The sequence below is a fragment of the Streptomyces sp. NPDC028314 genome (assembly GCF_055565795.1).
The window spans coordinates 40599-63515 of sequence record NZ_JBVHTP010000010.1 but is presented as its reverse complement, the minus strand read 5'-3'; the positions used below and the strand labels follow the sequence as shown (position 1 = coordinate 63515).

Below are 22917 nucleotides of genomic sequence, written 5' to 3'. Positions count from 1 at the left end.
CAGCCGGTAGCATGGTCGGCACGACAGACGAGTCGGCCGGGCGGCCGCGTCGGGATCTCCGGATCCCGCCGAGGAACGTCCGGGCTCCACAGGGCAGGGTGGTGGCTAACGGCCACCCGGGGTGACCCGCGGGACAGTGCCACAGAAAACAGACCGCCCGGGACTTCGGTCCTGGGTAAGGGTGAAACGGTGGTGTAAGAGACCACCAGCGCCTGAGGTGACTCAGGCGGCTAGGTAAACCCCACCCGGAGCAAGGTCAAGAGGAGCCGTCTCCGGACGGCTCTGCGCGGACGATCGAGGGCTGCCCGCCCGAGTCCGCGGGTAGACCGCACGAGGCCGGCGGCAACGCCGGTCCTAGATGGATGGCCGTCTCCCCGGCGACCGCGAGGTCTCCGGGCGACAGAACCCGGCGTACAGGCCGGCTCGTCTGCCGTTCCCCTTGTGGCCGCGGCCACAAGGGGTGCCTTCGGGCCACCTCCCCGGCCGCAGCCCCGGCTTCCCCCTCGGCTTCGACAAAATGTCAAAATGTGCCGTGCGATGGGTCGCCGTCTCCCGAAGGCCCCCACCCGACGGGCAGGGGCCTTACCCGTACGGGGTGTGGTGCTACCGCAGGTGCGAGGTGTCGTTCAGCAGCCGCACCGAGGCGTTGCCGTCCGCGTAGTAGGCCACCGCCGAGAGGGACGCGGCGGACAGCTCCATCTTGAACAGCGACTCCGGCGGGGCGCCCAGGGCGAGCCGGACCAGCGTCTTGACCGGGGTCACATGGGTCACCACGAGCAGCGTCCGTCCCGCGTACCCGGCCAGCAGCCGGTCGCGGGTGGCCGAAACCCGGCGGGTGACGGCGGTGAAGCTCTCGCCGCCGCCCGTGGGGGCCGCCTTCGGGGAGTCCAGCCACGCCTGGAGGTCGTCCGGGAAGCGCTCCCGCACCTCCGCGAAGGTCAGGCCCTCCCATGCGCCGAAGTCCGTCTCACGCAGGCCCTCTTCGACCACCACGGCCAGACCGAGCCGGTCGGCCACCGCCTGGGCGGTCTCCCGGCAGCGGCGCAGCGGAGAGCTGACGACGGCCTCCACGGTGCCCCGCGCGGCCAGCGCCTCGGCCACCGCGGCGGCCTGGCGGCGGCCGGCCGGGGAGAGTTCGGGGTCGGTGCCGCCGCTGCCGGAGAAGCGCTTCTGCGGGGTCAGGGCCGTCTCGCCGTGGCGCAGCAGCACGAAGGTGGCGGGGGTGCCGAGGTCCGGGCCCCAGCCCGCGCTCGGGGCCGCGGTGGCTGCGGGCGCGGTACCGGCGGCTGCGGGCGCGGTACCAGCGGCTGCGGGTGCGGTGGCGGCGGGCTCCGCGAACAGGGTGTCGGCCACCGCCGCGGTGGCCGGCGTACCGGAAGAGGCGGCGAGCGCCGCACGCACCGCCGCGGCACCGGCCGCCGCGTCCCCGGGCGGGCCGGAGGGCGGCGGGGTCGCCAGGGCGCGGGCCGCCGAGGAGTCCAGGGCCGCCGTGGAGGCCGAGGGCTCCCACTGCCGGCCGCGCTTGCCCGCGTCCATGGCCTCGTTGGCGAGCCGGTCCGCGTGCTTGTTCTTCTCGCGCGGGATCCACTCGTACGTCACCTGGGAGCGCGGAAGGACCTTCGCCGCCTCCGCCGCGAGCGGCTTCATGTCCGGGTGCTTGATCTTCCAGCGGCCCGACATCTGCTCGACGACGAGCTTGGAGTCCATCCGGACCAGGACCGTCGCGTCGGCCGCCAGTTCGCGCGCGGCGGCCAGCCCGGCGATCAGGCCCTTGTACTCCGCCACGTTGTTCGTCGCTACGCCGATGTACTCGGCGCGCTCGGCCAGCGTCTCCCCCGTCGCCGGGTCGAGGACGACCGCGCCGTAGCCGGCGGGCCCCGGGTTGCCCCGGGAACCGCCGTCCGCCTCCACGACAAAGCGGGGCATCAGATGCCCGAGTCGGCCGTACGGACCAGGATGCGGCCGCAGTTCTCGTGACGTACGACCTGGTCGCGGGCGGCGGCCTTGATCTCGTTGACCTCGGCCATGTCGAGCTCCAGGCGGCAGCCCTCGCAGCGGCGCTGGTACAGGCGCGCGGCGCCGACCCCGCCCTGCTTGACGCGGATCTTCTCGTACAGCGCCATCAGCGCGTCCGGCATGGAACCGACGATGACCTCGCGGTCCTTCGCGATCCTGGCCGCCTCGGCGTCGAGCTCGGCGGTCGCCGCGTCACGGCGCTCGGTGGCGTCGGCCAGCTTGCCCTCCAGCGCGGAGACCCGCTCGGTCAGCTCGGTGACGCGCTCCTGCGCGGCCTCCAGGCGCTCCATGACCTCCAGGACCACGTCCTCCAGGTCACCCTGGCGCTTGGCGAGCAGGACGACCTCGCGCTGGAGGTTCTCCAGGTCGCGGGCCGAGACGCCGACGCCCGAGTCGAGCCGCTGCTGGTCGCGGGCCGCGCGCTGGCGCACCTGGTCGACGTCCTGCTCGGCCTTGGTCTGCTCGCGGGCGGCGTCGCTCGCCTGGGTCTGGGCGGCGACGAGCAGGTCGCGCTGCTGGGTGAGGTCCTTGGTCAGGGAGTCGACCTCGGCGTGCTCGGGCAGCGACTTGCGCTTGTGGGCGAGCTGAGACAGCCGGACGTCCAGGGCCTGGATGTCGAGAAGTCGGATCTGGTCGGCGGGCTCGGCGTTCAGTTGGGGGCTCCAGAGATAGAAGGGGAGGTCACGGACGGAGCGTGCACCGTCCACGGGTCGGTGACCGTGCGCGAGACGTGGGTCCGCAGACCCCAGCCGTGGCGCTCGGAGATCGCGTCGAGCTGCGCGGCCGCCTGCTCGCACCAGGGCCACTCGGTGGCCCAGTGCGCGGCGTCGACGAGGGCCAGCGGGCTCTGCCCGCGCGCCTCGGACACCGGGTGGTGGCGCAGGTCGGAAGTGAGGAAGACGTCCACGCCCGCGGCGCGGACCTGCTCGAACAGGCTGTCTCCGGAGCCGCCGCTGACGGCGACGCGGCGGATCAGCGCGTCCGGGTCGCCGGCCACGCGGATGCCCTGAGCGGTGTCCGGCAGCCAGGCGGCGGCGCGGGCGGCGAACTCGCGCAGGGTCTCGGGGTGGTCCAGTTCGCAGATCCGGCCCAGGCCGCGACGGCCCTCGGGGTCGGTGGGGTCCGCGACCAGGGGGCCGGTGATGCGCAGGTCGAGGGCGCCGGCCAGGGCGTCGGAGACCCCCGGATCGGCGGTGTCGGCGTTGGTGTGGGCGACGTGCAGGGCGATGTCGTTCTTGATCAGCGTGTGCACGACGCGGCCCTTGAAGGTGCCCGCCTCGACGGTGGTGGTGCCCCGCAGATAGAGGGGATGGTGGGTGACGATCAGGTCGGCACCCGTCTTCACGGCCTCGTCGACGATCTCCTGGACGGGATCCACGGCGAACAGGACGCGGGAGATCTCGGCGTCGGGATCGCCGCAGACGGTTCCGACCGCGTCCCATTGCTCGGCCCGCGAGGGGGGCCAGAGAGCGTCCAGCGCGGCGATGACTTCAGAGAGACGGGGCACGGGCCAAGGCTACCGTCCATTTCTTCGGGGGCTCCCTCGCCTCCGGGGCGCTCGCAGCCGGGCTCACAGGGGCGTACGTCCTCGAAAACCGCTCGTTCCTCGCGGTTTTCTCCGGGCGCTCGCCCCTGTTCCCCCGGCGCGCCCCTTCGGTTCAGGAGCCCCGTGCGAGCTGCGGCCGCCTGTCCTGGCGGGGTCTTCCCCAGGGGGCGGGGGGGATTACTTGACGAGGAAGCCGCGCAGGTCGTCCAGGACCTTGTCGGCGGCCGTCACTCCGAGCCCGAGGTACCAGGTCTCGTCCGGTACGTCCTCGGCCCGGCCGTTCCTGACCGCGTCGAGGTCCTTCCACAGCGGGTTGGCCTCGGCGGAGTCCCGCTTGGTCTTGTCCTTCGCGCCGTAGACCCCGGTGAAGACCCAGTCCGCGGCGGCCTCGTCCATGCGCTCCGGGCTGACCTCGACGGCGAGGTCCTCGACCTGCTGGTTCTGCGGGCGCGGGATCCCGGAGTCCTTGAGGATGGTGCCGATGAAGGAGGCGCCCGCGTACAGGCGGGTCTTGCCCGGCATGTAACGCAGCATCGTCACCGTCGGCTTCTTCTCGCCGAGGTCGTCGCCGAGCTTCTTCGCCTTGGCCCGGTAGGCGTCCAGCTTGGTCTTCGCGTCGGCGGTCTTGTCGAGGGCGGCCGCGTTGAGGAGGTAGTTCTCCTTCCAGGGGAAGCCCGGGCGGATGGAGAAGACGGTCGGGGCGATCTTCGAGAGCGCGTCGTACTTGTCGGCGGAGCGCAGCTGGCTGCCGAGGATCAGGTCGGGCTTGAGCGCGTTGATCGCTTCGAGGTTGAGGTTGTTGATGGTGCCGACCGGCTTGGGGGTTCCCGCGTCGTTCTTCAGGTACCGGGGATGCCCTCGTCGCCCTCGGTGGGGGCGTAGCCGACGGGTTCGAGGCCGAGGGAGACGACGTTGTCGAGCTCGCCGACGTCCAGGACGACGACCCGCTTCGGTGCGGCCTTGATCTCGGTGCTGCCCATCGCGTGGGTGACGGTGCGCGGGAACTCGCCGGGCTTGGCGGTGGTGCCGAAGGCCGCGGTCTTCGTCGCCGCGTCGGAGAACTCCTTGCCGCCCTGGGCGACGGCCTTCTTGTCGCCGCCTCCGGCCGGGGCGTCCTTGCCCGCACCGGCGCCCCTGCCTTCCTGGCCGCCGCAGGCGGTGAGGGTGAGCGCGGCGGCAGCGGCGAGGGCGACGGCGGCGGTTCCGCGGCGTCGGAGGGACATGGCACGACTCCAGGGGTGGGGGGCGTAGCGCTGGTTAGGTGACCCTAACCGGCACCTCACCCTAAACGCCCCGATATCGCACAGCACAATCCCCGTTCCGGACACGGGTGAATCGCCGGGCGGCCACCCGTATGTGTGAAGCGTGGTTGCTCGTGTTGTTCGGCAGGAAGTGCGAAAACTAGCTTCCTCACCGGAGGTGACGCACGGATGACTGTCTGTGCCATCGAGATGACGATGACGGCCCGGTTCACGATCGCCGCCGACGGGTCGTACGCGGCCCGGCTGGCCGGGGACGGCGAGGCGCGCTACCCGGAGCGCTGGACCCTGTCGGGACCCGAGCCGTACGCGGTGCCGCTGCCGCTCGCGCAGCCGGAGGAGGCGGACAGCGAGGTGCTGCCGCTGGCCGACGGGCGGGTGCTGATCCGCCGGCGGGTCGCGGACCTGCACGCCTTCGCCCTGCTCTACCCGACGGGCCCGATGGGCGCGGGTACGGCGGGCGCCGCGGACACGCAGGCCGCCGGCCCGGACACCGGCGGCCCCCACACCGGGGAACGGCCGCTCGGCGCCCTCCAGCCGGAGGAGAGCGACGCGGACGTACGGGTCTTCCTGCTGCCGCCGTCCCCCGACGGCAGCAGCGCCTTCGCCCTGGCCGTGGGGGCCGACGAGACCTCCGTCTGGCAGGTGGCGGGCTGCGCCTTCGGGCCGGAGCGCGTGGCCCGCGTACCCGGCCGGTGCTCGGGCGGAGTCTGGCTGGACCGTACGGGCCGGCTGCTGGCGCTGGACCGCGAACTGGACGGCCGGACCAAGGCCGTGGCCGTGGACCTGGGCCGGGGCGGGGAGGTCACTCCGCTGCTCCAGATCGCCGAGGACAGCGACGACCGGCTGCTGCTGGCCGCCCCGGACAGCGGGCTGCTGCTGATCCGCTCGGACGCCCCGGGCGAACCCCGGCTCGGCTGGGGCGTCCTGGGCAGCGCCCGCCCGGTCCGCTTCCCGGAGTGCCTGCGGCTGGAGGACGCGACGCCGTTCGCGGTGCAGCCCGGCCAGGCCCTGATGCCGGAGACCTGCGGGGTCGCGCTGCGCGTGCCGGAGGGGATCGCCCTGTGGCGCCCCGCCGACCGGCACGTCTTCCGCCTCGGCGCCCCGGCGGGCTGGCTCGGGACCGGCCTGTGGACCCCGGAGGGCCGGCTGCGCCTCCCGTACGCCACCGCGGACAACCCGTGCGGCATCGTCACCCTGAGCCAGCCGGTCGCCCCGCCGCCGCCGGTCCGGCTGGCCCCGGAGCCGCCTCCGGCCCCTCGGCCGGTCCCGCTCCAGCAGGCTCCGCTGCGCTGAGACCCGAAGGCGCCGCCGGTGGGGTGCTGTGACATCACCCACCCCCTCTTGCCCCACGAGGGAAGGGTTACCTAACTTCGAGGTATGTCCCCACAGCACCCCACGCCCCCCGCCGGCCCGGACACCCCCGGGCTCGTCGACTTCTCCGTCGACCTCAACGCCCACGAGACGCTCCGGCGGATCCACGTCCTGGACGCCCTCGGCTCCGACTGGGACCCGGTCGCGGTGCTGCGCGGCGAGGAGGCCGCGTACGACCTGCTGTACTCCGGGCTCGACGCGGAGCAGCAGCGACTGCACGACGATCTGGTCGCGGCCGGTGTGCTGCCCGCGCGCGGGGGCGGCCATGCTGCCGCTTGACCCGCAGGCGGATCCAGGGCGCCGCGCCTGGGTGGCCTGCCCGGAGTGCGCCGACAGCCGCGGGTGCGACCCGTGCGAGCAGCGGCGCACCTGCTCCGCGCACTGGCGCTACCTGCTCTCCAACAGCGGCAGCCTGCTCCACCTCCAGTGCCCGTCCTGCACCCACGTGTGGGCGCACGAGACCGGCTTCGGCGCCACCCGCTCCCTGTGGAGCCGGGTCACCAGCGGCAGGCCCCGGCACTGATCACCGGGGCCCGCTGGGTTCGGACAGGCCCTAGTCGTGCTTGAGGCCGAGGACCTCCGTCGCCGCGAAGGTCTCGTTCGCCGGGCGGGCGTCGTAGTGCGCGGTGAGCAGCTCGTCGAGCTCCTCGTACGAGAAGGCCTCCTTGCCGGTGTCGAACTTCGCGGCCACCTTGGGCCGTTCCATCACGACCACGATCCCGCCGTGCACCACGAACAGCTGCCCGTTGGCCTTCGCCGAGGCCGGTGAGGCCAGGTAGCCGACCAGCGGGGAGACGTGCTCGGGGGCGAGGGCGTCCAGCTTGCCCTCCTCCGGGACCTGGAAGCCGGCGAACACGTCCTCCGTCATCCGGGTACGGGCGCGCGGGCAGATGGCGTTGGCGGTGACCCCGTACTTGGCCAGGGCCAGGGCGGTCGAGGTGGTGAGCCCCACGATGCCGCCCTTGGCCGCCGCGTAGTTCGGCTGGCCCGCCGAGCCGCCCAGGAAGGCCTCCGAGGAGGTGTTGACGATCCGGCCGTAGACCGGGCCGCCCGCCGCCTTGGACCGCTCCCGCCAGTGCACCGACGCGAAGTGCGTGGTGTTGAAGTGGCCCTTGAGGTGGACCCGGATCACCGAGTCCCACTCGGCCTCCGACATCGAGAAGATCATCCGGTCCCGCAGGATGCCCGCGTTGTTGACCAGGATGTCGAGCTTGCCGAAGCGGGCCACGGCCAGCTCCACCAGTTCCCGCGCCTGCTCGAAGTCGGCCACGTCACCGAGGTGCGCCACCGCCTGCCCGCCCGCCGCACGGATCTCCGCGGCCACCTCCTCAGCCGGGGCGGCCGAGGCCTCCCCCGAGCCGTCGCGGCCGGGCTGGCCGAAGTCGTTGACGACCACGCTCGCGCCGAGCCGGGCGAGTTCGATCGCCTCGGCCCGGCCGAGCCCGCGGCCCGCGCCCGTGACGATGGCGGAGAGTCCCTCAAGTGGCAGTGACATCCGTACGGTTCCTCTCAGAGCGGGTCGCAGCGGGTCGGAACGGTTTTGTGCCGGGAGTCCGGTCAGAGCTCTATGCAGGTGCGCAGGGCGACGCCCGTGCGCATCTGGTCGAGGGCGTCGTTGATCTCGGCGAGCTGCACCCGGTGCGTGATCAGGCCCGCCAGGTCCACCCGGCCGGCCCGCCACAGCGCGATGGTCCGCTCGTACGAACGCAGGACGTCACCGCCGCCGTACATCGACGGCAGGATCTTCTTCTCGTCGAAGAACAGCGAGAACATGTTGATCGAGTAGTTGTCGTCGAGGGCGCCCGCGCCGACCACGACCACCGATCCGCCGCGCCGCGTCATCTCGTACGCGGTCTGCGTGGTCGCGGACTTGCCGACCACCTCGAAGACGTAGTCGAAGCCCTCGCCGGCGGTGATCCGGTTCTTGGCGTCGGCGAAGGCCTCCGGCGCGACCGCCTCGGTCGCCCCGAAGCGCAGCGCCGCCTCGCGGCGGGACTCGACCGGGTCGACGGCGATGATCTGGGCCGCGCCCTGCACCTTGGCGCCCTGGATGACGGAGATGCCGACGCCGCCGCAGCCGATGACGGCGACCGAGGACCCGGCCTCCACCTTCGCGGTGTTGATGGCCGCACCGAGGCCGGTGGTGACGCCGCAGCCGATCAGCGCGGCGATGTCGAAGGGGACGTCGTCGGGGATCGGGACGGCGCAGCCGGCCGGGACCACCATCTCCTCGGCGAAGGTGCCGGTGCCGGCGAAGCCGAAGATGTCGCTGGCCGCCCGGCGGAAGTTGGGGGTGGCGACGTTGCCGAACGCCTCCAGGCACAGGTGGCCCTGGCCGCGCTTGCAGGACGGACAGTGCCCGCAGGGCGGCAGCCAGCAGACCAGCACCCGGTCCCCGATCTTGTGGCCGGTCACCCCGTCACCGACGTCGGTGATCACGCCCGAGCCCTCGTGGCCCGGGATGAAGGGGGCGGGCTGCGGCAGTACGCCGCTCATCGCGGAGAGGTCGGAGTGGCACAGGCCGGTGGCCTTGATGCGGATCCTGACCTTGCCGGGGCCGAAGCCCACGGCCTCCATGTCGTCGACCACCTCGAGCTTGTCCTGGCCGATCTCGCTCTGCAGTGCTGCGCGCACGGTGCGGCTCCTTGATGTCGGTCTGCTGCGGTGCTCAGGCGTGTTCGACGACGGTGTCGGCGAGGACCGGCGCGTCGTCCCGTTCGACGGCGCTCACCGCCACCCGCACCCGGCCGGGGTCCTCCCACATCCGGATGCGCAGGGTCTCGCCCGGGAAGACGATCCCGGCGAAGCGCGTGCGATAGGCCCGGACGCGGGAGACGTCACCGCCCAGGGCGGTGTCGACGACGGCCTTGAGGGTCATCCCGTACGAGCACAGGCCGTGCAGGATCGGCCGGTCGAAGCCGGCCAGCTTGGCGAACTCCGGGTCGGCGTGCAGGGGGTTCCAGTCCCCCGACAGCCGGTAGAGCAGGGCCTGTTCCTCGCGGATGTGGCGCTCGACGGTCCGGTCGGGCTCCCGAGTGGGCGCCTCCTCCTTGGCGGAGGGCCCGCGCTCCCCGCCGAAGCCGCCCTCGCCCCGTACGAAGATCTGCGAATCGCTCGTCCACAGCGGCCCGTCGGCGTCCGCGACCTCGGAGCGCAGCACGATCACGGCCGCCTTGCCCTTGTCGTAGACGGCGGCGACCCTGGCGGTGGTAACGGCCCGCCCCTTGACGGGGATCGGCCGGTGCAGCTCGATGGACTGGCCGCCGTGCAGGACGGCGGCGAGGTTCACGTCGATGCCCGGGGCGGCGAGTCCGCCCATCATCGCCATGCCCGCGCCGGCGACGGTCGCGAAGCTGGGCAGTACGTGGAGCTTGGACTCCAGGGTGTAGCGCAGCTCGTCGGGGTCGGTGGCGGCCGCGGCCTTGTCCGCGGACGTGCCGGCCCCGAGGCCGAGGTGGTAGAGCTGGATGTCCTTGTGGTCCCAGGCGATGTCCCCCTGCCGGGGTTCGGCGGCCAGGGCCTTGGCGGCATCGATCGGCATTGAGGATGCTGCTCCTTTTTCTCGACGTACTCGACGTACTCGACTTGCTCGACTTGCTCGACTTGCTCGACTTGCTCGTTCCACCGGGTGGAAGACCTCGGTGCGGCCGTCCGCACCGTCGGTCGCACCGAGGTCGTATGCGGGACCGGTTCCCCGACGCGTTCTAGAACGCGTTCTAGGCCCGGTGAAGGAATGTATAACGCACGTCCCAGCACTTGGGAAGACTCCTGACTTCACGTCAGAACCACTTTCGGCGGGCAGGAGGCCTACTCTGGCGGGGTGGACGAAATGCCCGTTGCCTCCCGACCCGCCCGGTCCCTGCGGGTGCTGCTGGACCCGCCGAACCCGGCCCTGGCGCTCCACCTCGGCCTGCAGCCGGACATCGAGGTGGTGACCTCCCCGCTGGCCCGCCCGGCCGTGGCGCTGGCCGAGGCGCTCGAATCGGTGCCGCTGCTGCTGGTGGAGGCCCCGGAGTGCGCCGTCCTGCTCATGACCGGCTCGGCCCATCCCGGCCTGCGGGACGCCGCCCTGGGGGCGGGCGCGGCGGGCCTGGTCCTGCGGGACGGCCCGATCGAGGACCTGGCGGAATCCATCCGCCGCGCCTCCCGGGGCGAGACGGTGGTGGACCCCGCCCTGGCGGGCCCGTAGCCTCCCCCGCCTACCGCCGCAGCAGGGTCACCACGGCCGCGCCCCCCAGGCCGATGTTGTGCGCGAGCCCGACCCGCGCGCCCGGGACCTGCCGCGGCCCGGCCTCGCCCCGCAGCTGCCAGACCAGCTCGGCCGCCTGGGCCAGCCCCGTGGCCCCCAGCGGGTGGCCCTTCGAGATCAGCCCCCCGGACGGGTTCACGACCCAGCGCCCGCCGTAGGTGGTGGCCCCGCTCTCCACCAGCTTCCCCGAGGCCCCCTCCCCGCACATGCCCAGCGCCTCGTACGTCAGCAGTTCGTTGAGCGAGAAGCAGTCGTGCAGCTCGATCACGTCCACGTCCTCGATGCCCAGCCCCGACTGCGCGTAGACCGCCCGCGCCGCCGCCGCGGACATCGGCTTGCCGACCACGTCGATGCACGAGCCCGAATCGAACGAGGCGGCCGTGTCCGTCGTCATCGACTGCCCGACGATCTCCACTGCCTTGTCGTGCAGCCCGTGCGCGACCACGAACCGCTCCGACACCACCAGCGCCGCCGCCGCCCCGTCCGAGGTCGGCGAGCACTGGAGCTTGGTCAGCGGGTCGTGGATCGTCTTCGCCGCCAGGATCTCCTCCACCGAGTACACGTCCTGGAACTGCGCGTTGGGGTTGTTCGCCGAGTGCCGGTGGTTCTTCTCCCCGACCGCCGCCAGCTGCGCGGCCGTCGTCCCGTACCGCTCCATGTGCTCGCGCGCCGCGTTCCCGAAGATCTGCGCGGTCGGCGGGGACATCTCGAAGCCGTGCCCGGCGGCCATGATCCCGTAGTGCCGGGCCACCGGGGAGGTCTTGAAGTCTCCGCCGTCCGCGCCTCCGCCCAGCGCGCCCCGCTTCATCTTCTCGAAGCCCAGCGCCAGCACGCAGTCGTTGATCCCGCCCTCGACGAACTGCCGCGCCATCATCAGCGCCGTCGAGCCGGTCGCGCAGTTGTTGTTCACGTTGTAGACCGGGACCCCGCTCAGCCCCAGCTCGTACGCAGCCCGCTGCCCGGCGGTGGAGGCCTGGAAGCAGTAGCCCACCGGTACCTGCTCGACCAGGTCGTAGCCGATCCCCGCGTCGGCGAGCGCCGCGGTCCCGGCCTCCTTCACCATGTCCCAGTACTGCCAGTCCCTCGACTCCGGCTTCTCGAACTTCGTCATGCCGACGCCCACGATGTACGACTTCATGCCCGACAACTCCTCTTCGGTCAGTCCCTGGGAAGGCCGAGGATGCGCTCGGCGACGACATTGAGCTGGACCTGCGTGGTGCCCCCCGCGATGGTCAGGCAGCGGGACATGAGCATCCCGTGCACCGCCCGCTCCCCCGCGCCCTCGCGCACCGCCCCCGCCGGGCCCAGCAGCTCCAGCGCGAGTTCGGCGGTCCGCTGCTGGTGCGGGGTCTGCACGAGTTTGCGTACGGACGCGCCCGCACCCGGCTCCAGCCCCGACACCTGCTGGAGGGTGGTCCGCAGTCCGATGCAGGCGAGCGCGTGCGCCTCGGCGGCCAGCGCCCCGATCCTGGCCCGGTAGGAGCCGTCGAGCTCGGCGGAGCGCGCGATCAGCGCCTCCAGGCCCGTGTCGAAGGTCATCTGGTCGGCCATGTGGACGCGCTCGTTGCCGAGGGTGTTCCGGGCGACCTTCCAGCCCCCGTCGACCGCGCCGACCAGCGCGTCGGCGGGCAGCAGGACGTCGTCGAAGTAGACCTCGTTGAAGAGCGCCTCCCCGGTGATCTCCTTGAGCGGCCGGACGTCGATCCCGGGGGTGCGCATGTCGACCACGAAGTAGCCGAGGCCCTTGTGCTTGGGCGCGGCCGGGTCGGTGCGGGCGAGCAGGATCCCGAAGTCGGCACTGTGCGCGGAACTCGTCCACACCTTCTGCCCGTTGACGCGCCAGCCGCCGTCCGCGGTCCGCTCCGCCCTCGTCCGCAGCGAGGCCAGGTCGGAGCCCGCCTCCGGCTCGGAGAAGAGCTGGCACCAGCCGAGGTCCCCGCGCAGCGTCGGCAGCAGGTAGGCCTCCTGCTGCTCGGGCGTCCCGTAGGCGAGCAGCGAGGGCACGACCCAGGTGGCGATCCCGAGGTCGGCGACCTTGACCCCCGCCGCGGCCAGTTCCTGCTGCACGACGAGCTGTTCGACGGGTCCGGCGCCCAGTCCGTAGGGCGGCGGGAAGTGGGGGGCCGCGTACCCGGTGGGGGCGAGCACCCGCCGGGCGGCGGCCGGATCGAGCCCGCGCGCGTCCTCGATGGCGGTACGGGCCTTCGCGCGGTGCGCCTCGGCCTGCGCGGGGAGTTCCAGCCGCAGCTCGCGCCGCGCACCGCCCGCGGCGCACCGCAAGGCCCGTACCCGGTGCCCTTCGCCGGGCCCCAGGAGCTGGCGGGCGACGAGGGCGCGGCGCAGGTAGACGTGGGCGTCGTGCTCCCAGGTGAAGCCGATGCCGCCGAGGACCTGGATGCAGTCCTTGGCGCAGGAGTAGGCGGCGTCGAGCGCGGTCCCGGCGGCGAGGGCGGCGACCAGCGAGCGCACCTCGGCGGGCTCCTCGGCCGCCCGGGCGGCGTCCCAGGCCAGCGCCCGGGCCTGTTCGAGGCGCACCAGCATGTCGGCGCACAGGTGCTTGACCCCCTGGAACCGGCCGATGGGCCGGCCGAACTGCTCGCGTACCTTCGCGTACTCGGCGGCCGTGTGCACCGCCCAGGCGGCGGTCCCGCACGCGTCGGCGGCGAACAGCACGCAGGCCAGGTCCCGCACCAGGGCCGCGTCCAGCTCCAGCAGCCGGCCGGGCCCCACCGCCACCCCGCGGGCCCGCACCTCGGCGGTGGGCCGGGTCGGGTCGGCGCTCTCCTGGGTGCGGATGTCCAGGGCGGCGGCGTCCACGGCGAACCAGAGCGTGCCGTGCGCGGCCTCGGCGGCGAGCAGCACCAGGCCGGCCTCCCCGGCGCCGAGCACGGGCGGTGCGAGCCCGTCCAGCAGGTGCCCGCCGCCTTCGACGGCGACGGCGGTGAGGCTGCCGGGCCCCAGCGCCACCGCCCCGACCCGGCCGTCGAGCGGTTCGGCCCCGGCCCGGTGCAGGAGTACGGATGCCAGCGCGCTCGGCAGGTACGCCCCGGGGAGCGCCGCCCGGGCGGCCTCCTCCACCGCGACGGCGAGGTCCAGCAGTGTCCCGCCCTCCAGGTGCGGTTCCAGCAGCCCGGATTCCGCCAAGGCGTCCCAGTAGCCGGGCCGCACCCCGGTCCGGGGCGGGGTGTCGAGCAGTTTGCGCACCTCTTCGGGAGGCACGGCCCGCGCGACCCAGCCCCGCACGGCTGCGGCCAACTCCCGTTGCTCTTGCGTGATTCCGATGCCCATGCGCGGCAGACTAGAACACGTTCCATTCTGACGGAAGGTCAGATCCGGTGTTCTTCGGCGGGTCCGCGACTACGGTGCCGACATGACTGATCTTGACCCCGTGGCCCGTGCGCGAGTCGGTGGCGGGCATCCCGTCGAGCGGCTGGTCTGCCATCCGCGGCTTCCGCTGGTCGCCGGCCTGGACTCGGAGCGTCCGGCGGTCCGCATCTGGAGCTCCGAGGCAGGGACACTGGGCGAACTCGGCTCTGTCGGCGCGGAGTCGAGCGCCTACGGCGATGCCCGCGGCTGGGACCGGCGCAAGCGGACACCCGCTGTGGCATGGCATCCGGATCAGCCACTGCTCGTGGTGGCGGGCGAGGACCGGGTCGTGCAGTGGACTCCTGCCGGACTCTCCGAACCGCACGGCCCACCGCCCACGGCCCGCTACCGCGGTCTGGCGTTCAGTCCGGACGGCCGGACGCTGTGGGCCTCGCCGTCCTCAGGCGGCGAAGACGACGCGTGGGCACGCTCCGACGTCCTCGACCCCGCGTCGGGAACGGTCGGCACCGGCCCGCGGTGGGACACCGGGGTCGCGGAGCATCCCGCCGGCGGGCTGGTGATGACGCTCGCCAGCGATCAAGGCGCGACGCTCGGACTCTTCGCACGGGTCGGTCACGGAGCCGCGCCCGCCGCGATGCGCGTGCTGCGCCGGGCACTGATCCTGGACTCCGACGGTTACGAGACGCCGGTCTTCAGCTCGGACGGACGCCATCTCGCCATTCGGGGCAACGCCTACGGGAACTCACTGGAGGTGTTCGCGTTCCCCTCGCTCCAGCGCGTTCTGGCGACGACGCTCGGCGAACCCAGCCCCGGATACCCGTACCCACCGGAGTGGCTCGACCAGATGCGCGCCTGGTCGCGGCAGAACGTCGCGTTCGGAGCCCTGCCCGGCGCGCTCTGGATCGGGACGCCCACCGGGACCCTCCTCGAAGTCGACCTCGAAACGCGGCAGGCGGCCGAGCACGACGTACTGTCCGGCTCCCCGGTGACCGCGCTGGGCGCCACGGCCACGGGCGAACTCGTCATCGCCGGCGGCGGAGGTGATCTCCTGCTCCTGTCCGTGCGCGCCGGCTCCTCGAAGACCCGGGGCGCGGACGGCGATACGTCGGGGGCCGCGGTCACGGCGTTCCTGGACGCCACCTCCGAGGTTCCTGCCGACGGCGACCTGGAAACACACCTCGTCCTGACCGACGGAACCCGCACCTGGGACTCCGACGGCCTGGCAGCGGTGGCCACCGCAACGGAAGCGGATCCGACCTGGCTGCGGCTTCGGGCAGCCGTCAACAGCCTGCACGGCCAGGACGAGTGACCAGCTGGCAGGCGGGCGCGCTTCCCGTGAGACCGGCCAGGGCGCCGATCAGCGCTCCGGCGAGCCCGGCAAAGGTGGTTCCCCCGCCGCCTCGGCCGCTCGTCGCTCCGGCCGTCCTGGGCGGTCTCAGCGGGTGACGGCCTGCACGGCCGCGCGGGCGACGGCCTCGGCGCGACCGGCGCAGGCGGCCTTCGCCGGGAACTCCTCGCTGCCGAGGTCCACCCGGACGACGAGGTTGCCGTCCCGGACGGCCAGGGAGCAGGACGTGGACGTGTCGGACGCACCCCGGAAGGCCTCCTCGCCGAAGCCGAGCCCGGTCTGCGCCACGTCCTGCGCCACGCCCTGCGCCGCGTCCGCGCGGAAGGCGTCCTGCTGCGCCGTCGTGGCGTTCCGGAGCCCGTAGGAGGTGCGCAGGCTCCACCGGACGCGGGCGGCCGGTGTCCCCGCGGTCCTCGAGCCGTACCAGGTGCAGCCGGTCTGCACCTCGCCGGTGACCTCGGAATGGCGGTCGCTGCCCGTGTCCCGGGTGTGGAGCGGCAGCTGCGCCGCGAGGTACGTGCAGGTGCCGAGCGTGCGGTACTTGTCGGCCCGGATCGAGGACCCGGCGGTGCCGCCCCCCGCGCCCGTCCCGCCGCCCGTCCCGCCGCCCGTCCCGCCGTCCGGCCACAGCGCGTACGCCGCCCCGCCGAGCAGGCCCGCCCCCAGCACGCAGGCGAGCACGACCGCGATCCGGCGCCGGCCCCGGCCCGGGCCCGGTGGAGCGGGCACGGTCCGCGGCGGGGCCGCTTCGGTGGGCTGGGCGGCGCGGCGCACCCCGGGCGTGGGCGCGGGTCCGGGCCCGGGCGCGGGGGGAGGGCTGGACGGGCGCGGGGGTGTGGCTGCCGGGCGTTCGGGGGCGGGCTCCGCAGGGCGCGGGGGTGTGGGCTCCGCCGAGCCTTCCGGTTCCGCGTCCGGGCGTTCGGGTTCGCCTGCCGGCTCCTGCGGCTCCGGCGGCCCCTGTCGCTCCGGCGACTCCGGCGACTCCGGCGGCTCCACGACGGTGGCGCCCGGCCCGTCGAGCAGCCGGTCGATGTCCGCCCGCTGCGCGGCGATCATCCGGTACACGGCGGGCGGCCACTGCCTGCCGACCGGGGCGACGGGGCCGAGGAAGGCGAGCAGTTCGGCCGGGGTCGGCCGGTCGCCCGGGTCCTTGGCCAGGCAGCGTTCCAGGATGCCGCGCAGCCCGGCCGGGGCGTCGCTCAGGTCGGGTTCGGCGTGGACCACGTCGTAGAGCGTCTGGAGCGTGGACGACCCCGTGAACGGGCTCCGGCCCGTCGCCGCCATGACCAGGACCGAGCCGAGCGAGAACACGTCGCTGGCCGGCGTGAGCCTCTTGCCCTCGGCCTGTTCGGGCGACATGGAGGGGGGCGAGCCGACCACCCAGCCGGTCCGCGTCAGCGCGAGGTCGCCCTCGTGCTCCGTCGCCCGCGCGATGCCGAAGTCGATGACCCGGACGCCGTCCTCGGCGAGCAGGACGTTGTCGGGCTTGAGGTCCCGGTGGATCAGCCCCACGCGGTGGATCTCGGCCAGGGCCGACGCCAGCCCGGCCATGAGCCGGCGTACGAGCTCCTCGGGCAGCACCCCGACCGCCTCCACGGCGTCGCCCAGCGACGGGCCGGCCACGAACACCGAGGCCAGCCACGGGGTCGGCGCGTCCGCGTCGGAGGCCATCACGGCGGCCGTGTAGGCGCCGGACACCTTCTGCGAGGCGGCGACCTCCCGCCGGAAGCGGGTACGGAAGCCGTCGTCGGCGGCGAGCGACGCGTGCACGTGCTTGACCGCGACCAGCCGCCCGTCCGGCGCCGCCCCCAGCAGCACCCTGCCCATGCCGCCGCTGCCCAGCTCGGCGAGCAGCCGGTACGGACCGGACGCGGAGGGGTCGGAGGCCCCGAGCTGCCTCATCGCGCAGCCGCCGGGTTCACGTACTGCACGTGGATGTCCTCCAGGTAGGCCGTGCTAAAGGGTGCTGACGAAGGCGGCGAAGACGGAGGGGCTCACGGTGAACACGGGCCCCTCGGGGTCCTTGGAGTCCCGCACGGCGATCAGGCAGGGCTGGGCGGCGACCTCGACGCCGTTGCCGCCGGTGGTTCCGCTGTACGAGGACTTACGCCACTGCGCGCCCGTCAGGGACTGGACGGCCTCCATAGCGCTCCTCCATTACGCGGGCGATCCGGGCCGCCGAGTCCTCCACGGAGAGTGCGGCAGCCTGAAGCTGATCGTAGCGGACGCAACTCTCCCTAAGCGCTTGCGAATTGGCCGTCACATATCCCTGAAGAAAGTCCTCGGTGTAGAGGATGTCCTGGTCGTTTTCGAACCGCAGGATCGTGAACGCGCCGGCGAATCCGGTATGGGCTCCCGCCTCGAAGGGCAGGATCTGCACCCGTAGCCACTCCCGGCGTCGTGAGACAACAAGTGTGCAAGTTGGTTTCGCATGACCTCCCGACCGCCGATCTCCTGGTGTAGCGCAGCCTCACTCATCACCACCCACGTGAGCGGCGCGTCCTCGCGCTCCAGGATCCGCCGGCGGTCCAGCCGAATCTCCAGCTTGGCATCGAGGTCCGCCAAGGTCCGCGCGGCCAGCACCGTACCGAGGGCCACGTCGATCCGCTCCGAGAAGTCGCGGGTCGGCACCCGGCGGGCGGTCTCGATCTGCCCGATCAGCGAGCCCGTGCAGTAGAGGAGCTTCCCCAACTCGGACTGCTTCAGGTTCGCAGCCTCGCGGGTGCGGCGGAGTTCGGATCCGTAGAAGTCCAGTGGTGAGGCGCTGGGATCGAGGTCCCGGATGTTGACCACGGGTGGACACCCCCAACCGTACGAGTGCGATGTTGCCTTCCATCCGTAGCCGAGCGTAACCAGTCGACCCCACCCTGATGGCATGAATCACGCAACTGGTCTCCCCAGCACGGACATTGGCGCCACCTACCGGATGGGCTTCACCGTCGGTGAGCACTCGGCAGGGCACATGCGGCGCATCCTGCTGTGGTTCCTCGTCCGCTGGGACCTCACGGAAGTGGCCGACGCTGCCGAGCTGGCGCTGACCGAGCTGGTCGCCAATGTCGTGCGGCACGTGCCCGGGCGGGGGTGTTCGGTTCTGATCCAGCGCCGGCCGCAGGGACTGCGGGTGGAGGTGTCGGACGGGTGCCCCGCCCTCCCGCGCCTCGCGCCGGGCTGCGACCCCCTCGCCGAGGGCGGGCGGGGGCTGCTCCTGGTCGAGGCCGTGACCGACCGCTGGGGCACGGATCCGACGCCCTCGGGCAAGACGGTGTGGTTCGAGTGCGACGCGTGAGCCCCGGGCGGGCGGCCTGGGGGGCCGGGTGCGCGCCGGGCGGGGCCGGCGCGCACCGCGGGGTCCGTCCGCCGCAGCGCCTCAGGCGTCGGCGGTGGCCCCGCTCGGCGCGGTCCGGGGCGAGGGCGTCAGCGCGGGGAGCGCCTCGGGGGCCGTGGCCGTCCACAGGCGCCGGCAGGCGAGCAGGGTGGCGGTGACCAGCAGGCCGTTGCGTACGACCATGAGCGTGTTGCCCAGTACCGAGCCGGCCATGACGTCCAGGTAGTAGGTCGGGAAGGCCAGCGCGGTCACGGCCGCCGCGGCCAGCAGCACCAGCGCCACCGGGCGCTGGGTGGTGTGCCGGGAGGTGAGGCAGACTGCGGCGAGGCCCAGCAGCCACACCATGTACTGCGGGCTGATCACCCTGCTGGTGACGGTGAACAGGAGCACGGCGGCGAGGGCCGCGTCGAGGGGTGTCGCGGTGGTCCACCGGACGGCTCGGCCGCGCCAGAACATCAGCCAGCCGAAGGCGGCCGCGGTGAGCAGCATCGACAGCTGGGCGACGGTCTCGACGTGTGCGCCGCTGAACTCCAGGGCTCCGTAGCGGGACTCGATCCCGATCGGCTGGCCCAGGGCGCGCAGCAGGGAGAGCGCGGTGCCGCCCAGCGACTCGATCTGTACGCCCCGGGCGCCCTGCTGGTGCAGGAAGCCGAGGCTGTTGCGGAAGCCGAGGGCGAGCACGGTCAGGAGCGCGGCGGCGGCCGCCACGGCCGACAGCCACGCCTGCCGGCTGCTGCGCCCGCGTTCCGTGCCCAGCAGGGTGAGCAGCGGCCAGACCTTGACCAGGGCACCGAGTGCGGCGAAGACCCCGGTCAGGCGGGGGTGGCGGCGGGCGCCGAGCAGGCCGAGCACGGCCAGGGCGGTGACCTGGATGTCGAAGCGGCCGTGCGGGACGTTCAGCAGCAGCGGCAGTCCGGCCGTCCACAGCCAGGCGCCGGCGAGGTTGCGGCCGCGCCGGGTCAGGGCGAGGGCGACGATCGCGTCGGCGGCGAAGGTGAGGACGAGGAACGCCGTGAAGTAGCCGAGGAACGGCAGCGCCGCGGGGAAGAGGAAGACGAGGCCGGCGCCGGGCGGGTACTGCCAGGTGACGTCGTCGACGGGGAAGGAGCCGTCGGTCAGCTGCTGGTACCAGCGCGGGTAGAGGAACTCCACCTCGGAGGAGACGTTGCTGACGCCGATGTCGTCGTGGACCAGCAGGTACAGCATGAGGAGCCGGGTCAGGATCCAGACCGCGTGGAGCGAGGCGATCGATTGCTTCCTGGTCCAGGAGTCGGCGTGCCGTGCCGCCCGGGTCAGGGCGCGGGCCGCCGTGCCGGGACCGCCGGGCGGGGAGTCGGTCGTATCGGTCGTATCGGTCGTATCGGTCGTGCCGGTCGTGTCGGTGCGGCGTTCCGGGGCTGGCGGGCCACCCGGGGGGCCGACCTTCTGCTGCGTCATGGATCAGGAATTTAGACCGGTTCATACCGTTTTGGCCGGAGGGTGCCCCGCAGGGCTCACCGGTCGGCCCACTGCGAACCGGCCGACGGAGCAACGCCCGGGTCCCGGGCGGCCGGCGCACGGCGCAACGCCCGGGTCCCCGGCGGCCGGCGCACCGTGCGTACGGACACCCCCGGCCGTAGCGCCCTACCGGGCGGTAGGGCAGCATGGGCTGCCGCTCACCCGCAGCCCAGGAGGAACCCATGGCGTCCGCCACCCCCAAGCCGGAGACCCTCGCCGCCTTCGAGGCCGCCAAGGGGTTCATGCCCGCGGGCGAGGGCCTCGCCCTGTACGCGGCCGCCGCCGAGGCCGCCGCGCTGGGCCTGCCGCTGCTGGAGGTGGGCACGTACTGCGGGCGCTCCACGATCCTGCTCGCGGACGCCGCCCGCGAGGCGGGGGTGGCCGCGATCACGGTCGACCACCACCGGGGCAGCGAGGAGCAGCAGCCGGGCTGGGAGTACCACGACCCGACGGTGGTGGACCCGGAGATCGGGCTGATGGACACCCTGCCCACCTTCCGCCGCACCCTGCACCGGGCCGGCCTGGAGGAGCACGTCATCGCGATCGTGGGCCGCTCCCCGCAGGTCGCCGCCACCTGGGGCGGCCCGCTCGGCCTGGTCTTCATCGACGGCGGCCACACCGACGAGCACGCCTCGGGCGACTACGAGGGCTGGGCCCCGCACCTCGCCGTGGGCGGCACCCTGGTGATCCACGACGTGTTCCCGGACCCGGCCGACGGCGGGCAGGCCCCGTACCGGATCTACCTGCGCGCGCTGGCGTCCGGAGCCTTCGAGGAGATCTCGGTCACGGACTCGCTGCGCGTCCTCCGGCGCACCGGCCAGGGCATATAAGCAGTACGGGGCCAGCCATACAAACACACCACGCCCTCGGATGGAGCAGGGTCCCTACGGGCGGTGGGCCGCCGGTCTAGCATCGCGAGGTGCGCTACGACGACAGCCCCCCGCCCCCCGAGTCCGCCTCCTCGGTCAGCCCCGACCGGCACTGGTTCACGCGCCGCTCCACCCTCGCGATCGCCGCGGCCGTCCTCGCCCCGACCGCTCTGGCGGGCTGGGTGCTGACCCAGGTGCTGACCGGGACCGGCCCGGACGACCACCGGCCCCAGGTGATGCCGCATCCCGCGTCCCACACGGCGGCCGCGGACGCGAAGCCCAGTACGACCCCCGACGGCGCCACGGCGAACGCCACCGGGAGCGCTCCGGCGGCCACCGCCGCGAGCGGCACCCCCGCCGCGGGTCAGGGCCGGCTCGCCGGCCGGACGGTGGTCATCGACCCCGGCCACAACACCGGCAACTTCAAGCACACCAAAGAGATCGACCGCCAGGTGGACATCGGCACCAACTACAAGGAGTGCGACACCACCGGCACCACCACCAACTCCGGCTACATGGAAGCCGAGTTCACCCTGGACGTGTCGCGCAGGCTGCGCACCGTCCTGGAGTCCCGGGGCCTGAAGGTCGTCTTCACCCACGAGGCCGACCGCCCCTGGGGCCCCTGCATCGACGAGCGGGCCCGGATCGGCAACGCGGCGAAGGCCGACGCCGTCGTCTCGGTCCACGCCGACGGGGTCTCCGAGGGCAGCCGCGGCTACCACATCATCCTCCCCGCGAAGGTCAGGGGCGGCGGCGCGGACACCGCGAAGATCGTCGAGCCCTCCCGGCTGCTCGGCGAGCGCATCGCGAGCAACTTCGCCCGCACCACCGGCTCCGGGCCCGCCAACTACCTTGGTTCGGGTACCGGTTTGGTGGTCCGCGACGATCTGGGCGGACTGAACCTCTCAACCCAGCCCAAGGTGTTCATCGAATGCGGCAACATGCGTGACGCCAAGGACGCGGCGCAACTGACGAGTCCGGAGTGGCGCCAGAAGGCGGCGCAGGGCATCGCGGACGGCATCGTCGGCTTCCTCGGCGGGTAGTACCGGGGGGTGGCTCGCCGCCCCGGTCCTCTCGGCCACGGAAAACCTCCGTACCATGGTGCCGCCCGCCCCGCTCCAGCCCTGATCTGCGACCGCGGCACCACGAGACGACCGAGACCGAGAAGGACACCTAAGACGTGAACATCCGCTCCCTCACTCGAGGCGACGGCGTGGTGATCGGAGCAGCGGTGCTGCTGTTCATCGCCTCGTTCATCCCCTTCTACTCCGACACCCGGCTGAACCTGCCGGGCGTCTGGGACACCGACTACTACCAGCTGGCCCTCCCGAGCATCTTCCTTCTCGGCTTCGTCGCCGCCGGGCTGCTGATCGCCGCGCGCTTCCAGCCCGAGGGCCGCCAGCTCGCGGGCCTGCCGCTGACCACCTGGGGCACCGTCCTGTCCGTGGCGGCGGCATGGTCCGCCCTGTGGGCCCTGATCACCTGCCCCAGCGGCTGGAACCTGGGCATCGGCGCGATCCTGGCCTTCCTCGCCACCCTGGGCCTGGCGGGCGTGGCCGTCGCCGGCCCGAAGATCCCCGCGCTCGCGGGCCAGCTGATCGCGGCGCCCGCCCCGGCCGCCGTCCCTCCGTACGGCGGCCAGCCGCAGCCCGGCGCCGGCTACGGCTACCCGGGCGGGCAGCAGCCCTACGGGTCCACCCCGCAGCCGGTCCCCCCGTACGGCGGCACCCCCGCGCCGGCCCCGACGCCGACCCCGGCCCCCGGCCCGGGTCCGCAGGACGCGGCGCCCGCCCCGGCCGCGGACTTCAGCCCGTTCTGGTTCGCCGTCCCGGTGGCCCGCCCCCTCTTCGCCGAGGACGGCTCCCCCACCCAGATCGCGGAGCTCGCGCCGGGCACCTGGTACCTGGCCGTCGACCAGCGCGGCCCGGCCGCCCTGATCGCCCAGACCCAGGACGGCCGCCGCGGCATCCTGAACGAGACCGCGGACATCCAGCGCGGCTGAGTGCCGCTCGGCACCGACCACCCGAAGGCCCCCGCCGTCCAGGCGGGGGCCTTCGGTCTTCCCGGGGCGGGGGCGGTGCCCTAAAGTCACCTGACGCAGCGTCAG

The 22917-nt window shown here is 73.3% G+C and carries 20 protein-coding genes, 1 other RNA gene and 2 pseudogenes; 10 read left to right on the top strand and 13 right to left on the bottom strand.

What is annotated here, in order from left to right; genetic code table 11:
* The first annotated feature begins 28 nt into the window (after positions 1–28).
* Positions 29–430: RNase P RNA component class A (gene rnpB / locus ACZ4TG_RS22780), an RNA gene on the top strand.
* Positions 431–603: 173 nt separating this feature from the next.
* On the opposite strand, the gene ACZ4TG_RS22775 is transcribed toward rnpB, so the two are convergent.
* From ACZ4TG_RS22775 to ACZ4TG_RS22760, 4 genes and pseudogenes are all read right to left on the bottom strand, one after another.
* Positions 604–1926 (bottom strand): bifunctional RNase H/acid phosphatase, encoded by a 1323-nt coding sequence (locus ACZ4TG_RS22775; protein ID WP_468165617.1) that lies wholly within the window; start codon positions 1924–1926, stop codon positions 604–606.
* Positions 1926–2669, bottom strand: coding sequence for a zinc ribbon domain-containing protein (locus ACZ4TG_RS22770; RefSeq protein ID WP_468166161.1), 744 nt, complete (start codon positions 2667–2669; stop codon positions 1926–1928). Before ACZ4TG_RS22770 ends, ACZ4TG_RS22775 begins: the two co-directional genes overlap by 1 nt.
* Positions 2666–3523, bottom strand: coding sequence for a Nif3-like dinuclear metal center hexameric protein (locus ACZ4TG_RS22765; RefSeq protein ID WP_468165615.1), 858 nt, complete (start codon positions 3521–3523; stop codon positions 2666–2668). Before ACZ4TG_RS22765 ends, ACZ4TG_RS22770 begins: the two co-directional genes overlap by 4 nt.
* Positions 3524–3739: 216 nt before the next feature.
* Positions 3740–4785, bottom strand: a pseudogene (locus ACZ4TG_RS22760) (ABC transporter substrate-binding protein).
* Positions 4786–4992: 207 nt separating this feature from the next.
* Here ACZ4TG_RS22760 and ACZ4TG_RS22755 point away from each other — a divergent pair.
* The 3 genes from ACZ4TG_RS22755 to ACZ4TG_RS22745 all read left to right on the top strand — a co-directional run bounded on the left by ACZ4TG_RS22755 (position 4993) and on the right by ACZ4TG_RS22745 (position 6718).
* Positions 4993–6117: a hypothetical protein gene (locus ACZ4TG_RS22755; protein ID WP_468165613.1), complete on the top strand. Its 1125-nt coding sequence runs from the start codon at positions 4993–4995 to the stop codon at positions 6115–6117.
* Positions 6118–6201: 84 nt separating this feature from the next.
* Complete coding sequence (locus ACZ4TG_RS22750) at positions 6202–6474, top strand: DUF6400 family protein (protein WP_468165611.1); 273 nt, start codon at positions 6202–6204, stop codon at positions 6472–6474.
* Positions 6461–6718 (top strand): hypothetical protein, encoded by a 258-nt coding sequence (locus ACZ4TG_RS22745; RefSeq protein WP_468165609.1) that lies wholly within the window; start codon positions 6461–6463, stop codon positions 6716–6718. Before ACZ4TG_RS22750 ends, ACZ4TG_RS22745 begins: the two co-directional genes overlap by 14 nt.
* Before the next feature lie 30 nt (positions 6719–6748).
* Here the strand turns inward: ACZ4TG_RS22745 and ACZ4TG_RS22740 are convergent, their stop codons facing one another.
* The 3 genes from ACZ4TG_RS22740 to ACZ4TG_RS22730 all read right to left on the bottom strand — a co-directional run bounded on the left by ACZ4TG_RS22740 (position 6749) and on the right by ACZ4TG_RS22730 (position 9736).
* Complete coding sequence (locus tag ACZ4TG_RS22740) at positions 6749–7690, bottom strand: 3-oxoacyl-ACP reductase (RefSeq protein ID WP_468165607.1); 942 nt, start codon at positions 7688–7690, stop codon at positions 6749–6751.
* Positions 7691–7752: 62 nt separating this feature from the next.
* The gene (locus ACZ4TG_RS22735; RefSeq protein ID WP_468165605.1) at positions 7753–8829 is read right to left on the bottom strand and encodes a Zn-dependent alcohol dehydrogenase; all 1077 of its coding nucleotides are present in this window, start codon (positions 8827–8829) and stop codon (positions 7753–7755) included.
* Positions 8830–8863: 34 nt separating this feature from the next.
* The gene (locus ACZ4TG_RS22730; protein ID WP_468165603.1) at positions 8864–9736 is read right to left on the bottom strand and encodes a MaoC/PaaZ C-terminal domain-containing protein; all 873 of its coding nucleotides are present in this window, start codon (positions 9734–9736) and stop codon (positions 8864–8866) included.
* A 288-nt stretch (positions 9737–10024) separates the two neighbouring features.
* Between ACZ4TG_RS22730 and ACZ4TG_RS22725 the strand changes: the two genes are divergently transcribed.
* Positions 10025–10384 carry a response regulator gene (locus ACZ4TG_RS22725; RefSeq protein WP_468166159.1) on the top strand — a complete coding sequence of 120 codons (360 nt, stop codon included), beginning with the start codon at positions 10025–10027 and terminating at the stop codon, positions 10382–10384.
* Positions 10385–10394: 10 nt separating this feature from the next.
* Here the strand turns inward: ACZ4TG_RS22725 and ACZ4TG_RS22720 are convergent, their stop codons facing one another.
* Complete coding sequence (locus tag ACZ4TG_RS22720; protein WP_468165601.1) at positions 10395–11582, bottom strand: lipid-transfer protein; 1188 nt, start codon at positions 11580–11582, stop codon at positions 10395–10397.
* A gap of 20 nt (positions 11583–11602) precedes the next feature.
* The gene (locus tag ACZ4TG_RS22715) at positions 11603–13732 is read right to left on the bottom strand and encodes an acyl-CoA dehydrogenase family protein (protein WP_468165599.1); all 2130 of its coding nucleotides are present in this window, start codon (positions 13730–13732) and stop codon (positions 11603–11605) included.
* A gap of 82 nt (positions 13733–13814) precedes the next feature.
* Here ACZ4TG_RS22715 and ACZ4TG_RS22710 point away from each other — a divergent pair, with 82 nt between their 5' ends.
* Positions 13815–15080 (top strand): hypothetical protein, encoded by a 1266-nt coding sequence (locus tag ACZ4TG_RS22710; protein WP_468165597.1) that lies wholly within the window; start codon positions 13815–13817, stop codon positions 15078–15080.
* A gap of 126 nt (positions 15081–15206) precedes the next feature.
* On the opposite strand, the gene ACZ4TG_RS22705 is transcribed toward ACZ4TG_RS22710, so the two are convergent.
* The 3 genes and pseudogenes from ACZ4TG_RS22705 to ACZ4TG_RS22695 form a co-directional block, all read right to left on the bottom strand.
* Positions 15207–17021 (bottom strand): serine/threonine-protein kinase, encoded by a 1815-nt coding sequence (locus tag ACZ4TG_RS22705; RefSeq protein ID WP_468165595.1) that lies wholly within the window; start codon positions 17019–17021, stop codon positions 15207–15209.
* A gap of 54 nt (positions 17022–17075) precedes the next feature.
* Positions 17076–17264: a DUF397 domain-containing protein gene (locus ACZ4TG_RS22700; RefSeq protein ID WP_468165593.1), complete on the bottom strand. Its 189-nt coding sequence runs from the start codon at positions 17262–17264 to the stop codon at positions 17076–17078.
* Positions 17224–17912: pseudogene (locus ACZ4TG_RS22695) on the bottom strand (helix-turn-helix domain-containing protein). The gene ACZ4TG_RS22700 and the pseudogene ACZ4TG_RS22695 overlap by 41 nt, the downstream one beginning before the upstream one ends.
* An 82-nt stretch (positions 17913–17994) precedes the next feature.
* Here ACZ4TG_RS22695 and ACZ4TG_RS22690 point away from each other — a divergent pair.
* Positions 17995–18405, top strand: coding sequence for an ATP-binding protein (locus ACZ4TG_RS22690; protein WP_468165591.1), 411 nt, complete (start codon positions 17995–17997; stop codon positions 18403–18405).
* A gap of 81 nt (positions 18406–18486) precedes the next feature.
* On the opposite strand, the gene ACZ4TG_RS22685 is transcribed toward ACZ4TG_RS22690, so the two are convergent.
* Positions 18487–19881, bottom strand: a complete 1395-nt coding sequence (locus tag ACZ4TG_RS22685) for a glycosyltransferase 87 family protein (protein ID WP_468165589.1) — start codon at positions 19879–19881, stop codon at positions 18487–18489.
* A 242-nt stretch (positions 19882–20123) separates the two neighbouring features.
* Here ACZ4TG_RS22685 and ACZ4TG_RS22680 point away from each other — a divergent pair, with 242 nt between their 5' ends.
* From ACZ4TG_RS22680 to ACZ4TG_RS22670, 3 genes are all read left to right on the top strand, one after another.
* Entirely contained in the window at positions 20124–20771 is a 648-nt protein-coding gene (locus tag ACZ4TG_RS22680; protein WP_468165587.1) for a class I SAM-dependent methyltransferase, read from the top strand.
* Positions 20772–20860: 89 nt separating this feature from the next.
* Positions 20861–21853, top strand: coding sequence for an N-acetylmuramoyl-L-alanine amidase (locus ACZ4TG_RS22675; RefSeq protein WP_468165585.1), 993 nt, complete (start codon positions 20861–20863; stop codon positions 21851–21853).
* A gap of 137 nt (positions 21854–21990) precedes the next feature.
* Entirely contained in the window at positions 21991–22812 is an 822-nt protein-coding gene (locus ACZ4TG_RS22670) for a hypothetical protein (protein ID WP_468165582.1), read from the top strand.
* Positions 22813–22917 lie beyond the last annotated feature (105 nt).